The sequence below is a fragment of the Streptomyces sp. NPDC059787 genome, assembly GCF_042732315.1.
In the GTDB taxonomy this organism is placed as follows: Bacteria; Actinomycetota; Actinomycetes; order Streptomycetales; family Streptomycetaceae; genus Streptomyces; species Streptomyces atrovirens.
Window position 1 is genome coordinate 110,981 of sequence record NZ_JBHWHX010000024.1, and the last position, 2,481, is coordinate 113,461.

General features: G+C 69.8%; 1 protein-coding gene. It reads right to left on the reverse strand.

Features of this window, described 5'->3' with window-relative positions; all coding sequences use genetic code 11:
* Positions 1-36: 36 nt before the first annotated feature.
* The gene (locus tag ACFV5H_RS22930; RefSeq protein WP_385197029.1) at positions 37-2,409 is read right to left on the reverse strand and encodes an AbfB domain-containing protein; all 2,373 of its coding nucleotides are present in this window, start codon (positions 2,407-2,409) and stop codon (positions 37-39) included.
* Between the last annotated feature and the right edge of the window lie 72 nt (positions 2,410-2,481).

Here is a 2,481-nt window from a genome sequence, read left to right on the forward strand (position 1 = left end):
CCCATGGGCGCCCGCACCACCCCGTCTCTCATGGCGTCAGGGGGCCCAGGGGGCCTCCACCGTCCAGGTGGTGTCCTCGGCGAAGAGGGCGGGGGTGTCCCACGTGTGGGTCCCGCCCGGGGTGGCCAGCCACAACTCGGCGTTGTAGTGACGCAGATACTGCTCGGGGAAGTTGTAGGCGGACAGTCTCACCCCGCCGTTCGCGCCCCGGACCGGGCAGAAGGTGGCGTCGGCACGGAACAGGTCGCCACTGCCGCCCTCCTTGTACACGCGGTACTCGCGGTGGCGCAGATACTCGCCCGGGTAGTTCCGCGACTCGAAGGAGTAGCAGGTGCTGTTGGCCAGGCCGGGCACGATCCTCCATGTGGCGTCGTTCTTCAGCAGCGCGTCACTGCCGCCGGCCACGACCGCGGTGAACACGGCGCCGTCCTGGTGCCGCACATAGCGGTCGGTGTGGCCCGGAGTCGTCACGCGCAGGGACTTGTACTGCCCGGTGGGCAGGGTCACCGGAGCGGACGACGAGCGGGACGCGTCGATCAGGGCCCGGTTGGCGGCCCTGACCCTGGCCTCGTCGACCTTGACCACCTGACGGTCGTAGGTGAGCAGGCCGTTGGCCTCGTTCTCGACATCGGTGATCTCGGTGTAGACCGAGGCGGACAGACCCCGGGGCATACGGACCTCACGGATGCCGTCCAGCAGGCCGACGAAACGGTTGTCCAGATGCGCGAGGTCCGGCTGGTCCTCGTAGCTGAAGCCGCCGCCGGGGTACCACTCGTGGCCGGCCACCTTGAAACCGAGACCACCGAACTCGCCGAGGACGGCGGCGCGGGTGGCGCTGGGCACCGTGGTGCCGGGACCCACGTACACATGGTGGTCGACCACATCACCGTTGCCGCCGTCCACGGCCCCGCAGCAGTTGACCCCGCTCATGTTGTTCACCAGCCGGGACGGGTCGTACGCCTTGACCTCGTCGGCGATGCGCGCCTGGTCGTACTGGCCCCAGCCCTCGTTCTGGTTGACCCACATCACCAGCGACGGGGAGCTGCGGTGCTGGTCGATGACACGGTCGTACTCGGCCTCCCACTGGACGCGCGCGGCGGCGTCGGGGGTGCGCAGGTCCATGGAGGGCATGTCCTGCCACACCAGCAGACCGAGCCGGTCGGCCCAGTAGAACCAGCGCTGCGGCTCGACCTTGATGTGCTTGCGCACCATGTTGAAGCCGAGGTCCTTGTGCTTCTGCAGGTCGTACCGGAGGGCGGCGTCGGTCGGCGCGGTGTAGACGCCGTCCGGCCAGTAGCCCTGGTCCAGGGTGCCCGTCTGGAAGACGAACTCCCCGTTCAGCACCGGGCGCAGAAGCCCGTCGACGCGGGCGAGGCCGATGGAGCGCATGCCGGTGTAGCTGCCGACGGAGTCGACCGCCGTACCGCCGGGCAGCAGTTCCGCCCTCACGTCGTACAGGAAGGGATCGTCCGGGCTCCACCGGTGCGGGTTCGGGACCGGAACGGTGAACTCACCGCCGACCGGGCCGGTGGCGGTGCCGACCGTGGTGCCGCCGGTGGAGACGGTGACACGGGCCTGGTGGCCGGCGGTCCCGGCGCCCCGCACGGTGACCCTGAGACGGTTGTTGCTGAGGTCCGGCACCATGTCGAGGCGGGTGATGTGCGCGGACGCTGTGGGCTCCAGCCACACTGTCTGCCAGATACCGGAGGCGGCGGTGTAGAAGATGCCACCACCCGGATGGGGCGTCACGTCGTTGATCCGCTGTTTGCCGACCGCCTGACCACCGGTCTGTGTGGGGTCCCACACCGAGACGACGACGGTGTTCGTGCCGCCGTTCAGCAGGTCGGTGATGTCGTAGGAGAACGAGTCGTAGCCGCCGCTGTGGGTGGCGCCGGCCTGCCGGTCGTTGACCCACACGGTCGTACGCCAGTCACTGGCACCGAAGTTGAGCTGGACGCGGCGGCCGTTCCAGTTGGACGGGACGGTGAAGGTGCGCTTGTACCAGAGCTTGTCGTTCCGGGTGATCCTGCGCTGGATGCCCGAGAGCGCGGACTCGGCCACGAAGGGCACCCGGATCCGCTCGGTGAACGAGGCGGGCCGGCCGGCGTCCGCCGAGGTGACGGCGAAGTCCCAGACGCCGTTGAGGTTCGCCCAGTCGGGCCGGGTGAGCTGCGGACGGGGGTACTCGGGCAGCGGGTTGTCGACCGGGACCCGATCGGTCCACGGGGTGGTCATCGGCACGGGTTTCGGGGTCCACGCCTGAGGTGCCTGAGGTGCCGCCGCCGCGGTGCCGGAGACGGTGAGGGCCGTTCCGGCGAGCAGGGTCAGCACCGCGAGCACGGTGGTGACCCAGCGCGCCCGCCGTCCGGACCGGGGGAGGGGAAGTGGTGGTGCGGTCACTCGACGCATCGTCACTCCTTGGGAAGTGGGGGTGGGAGACGTGCGCGTGCAGAAACGGCCGGTCGCGCGATGGAGCGTGAC